This window comes from Streptococcus sp. 1621, from assembly GCF_013276615.1.
Classification (GTDB): Bacteria; Bacillota; Bacilli; order Lactobacillales; family Streptococcaceae; genus Streptococcus.
Genome location: NZ_VMLJ01000060.1, coordinates 1 through 1,643, shown reverse-complemented (window position 1 = coordinate 1,643; position 1,643 = coordinate 1). Strand labels below are relative to the sequence as shown.

Genomic DNA, 1,643 nt, shown 5'->3' with positions numbered 1-1,643 from the left:
AAGCACTGCTTTGAGGTTGCAGATAAGACTGACGAAGTCAGGAACCATACCTACGACAAGCCGACGCTGATATGGTTTGAATTTGATTTTTGAAGAGTATTAAATGAGTATGAAAAGAGAATTTTTTCATTAGAAAACGCATAATATTGAGTGTTTTGACACCTGCTATTATGCGTTTTTTATAATTTTTGCACCTTTCTTAGCCTTTGTTATCGACAAGTATTGTTCTAGCTCCTTGTTTTTAGAATGGCAATTTCCCAGCGAAAGCACCCAGTTTTTTCTTGGTAGTTTCATCGATTTGTTCAAGAGCAGAGTTGATGGCTTGAACGGTCATATCAGAAAGAGTTTCAAGGTCCTCTGGGTCAATGATAGCTGGATTGAAATCAATGCTGATAACTTTCTTATCTCCAGTTAAGGTCGCTTGGACAAGGTCTTGAGCAGATTTGCCAACAAATTGCATGGCAGCAAGTTCGGCCTGGCTTTGTTCCATTTGTTTTTGAAGTTTTTGTGCTTGACGCATCATGTTTTGCATGTTCATCATAAGATTTCTAAAGTTCCTTTCATCTCAAGGGGATAATCCTTGTTGTTAACAAGTGCCTGATTTTCTCTCCTAATTGTTATTAGTAGCATATCCATCAAGCCCAAGTATTGATTTTATTATACCATTTTTTTAAGACATAGTCTTTTATTGGTGAGAGTTATTTATGTCAAGGAGTGATTAGAAATAAATTAAAATAATGATTTTTGCTAAGAGGGGCTCTATTCTAGTTTCATGGAAATGATTTTACTAAAGGTTCGTATGCTTTGTTTACAAACATGTTATCTCTATCTATTTTTGGATAAATAGTTATCTATTATTATGCTAATAGTAAAATCTAAATGGTAGCCTACGATTTTTTAGAAAGAAAATGGTACAATATTCTAAGAGAAAATACAATGGGAGGGAAAATGAGGTTATTACCTATAAGAAAAATATCACGTCAGTCTAAAAGGTTAGCACTTTTTTTGACGTTTTGTGCTGGATATGTGGATGCTTACACTTTTATTGTTCGCGGGAATACCCTTGTAGCTGGACAAACTGGAAATGTTGTCTTTCTTTCGGTAGAGCTAATACAGAATAATGTTTCGGATGTTAGGGATAAGCTTTTAACCTTAATAGCGTTTATGCTGGGAGTTTTTTTACTAACGATTTATAAGGAAAAATTGAGAATTGTGAAAAAGCCAATTCTGTCACTGATTCCTTTGGCAATCCTATCAATAGTTATGGGTTTTGTGCCTCAGACTGTGGATAATATCTATCTAGTACCGCCCTTGGCCTTCTGCATGGGACTGGTGACAACTGCTTTTGGAGAAGTGTCGGGTATTGCTTACAATAATGCCTTTATGACAGGGAATATCAAACGGACCATGCTGGCTTTTGGAGATTATTTCCGAACCAAGCACACTCCTTTTTTGCGTGAAGGGTTCATATTTGTTAGCCTGCTTAGTAGTTTTGTCCTTGGTGTTGTCTTTTCAGCTTATTTGACGATTTTCTATCATGAAAAGACCATTCTTGGTGTTCCTATTATGATGAGCATTTTTTATCTCAGTATGCTTTTTGCCTCGTGGCGGAAAAAAGTAAAAGAAAAGGTAAATTCCCAAAC

At 35.8% G+C, this 1,643-nt stretch carries 2 protein-coding genes; one reads left to right on the top strand and one right to left on the bottom strand.

Annotation, left to right across the window (positions count from 1 at the left end):
• Positions 1-241: 241 nt before the first annotated feature.
• Positions 242-541 carry a YbaB/EbfC family nucleoid-associated protein gene (locus HT697_RS10025; RefSeq protein WP_057488267.1) on the bottom strand — a complete coding sequence of 100 codons (300 nt, stop codon included), beginning with the start codon at positions 539-541 and terminating at the stop codon, positions 242-244.
• Between the two features lie 395 nt (positions 542-936).
• Between HT697_RS10025 and HT697_RS10020 the strand changes: the two genes are divergently transcribed.
• Positions 937-1,643: YoaK family protein (locus HT697_RS10020; RefSeq protein WP_173263134.1), on the top strand; the 707-nt coding region annotated here is incomplete at its 3' end.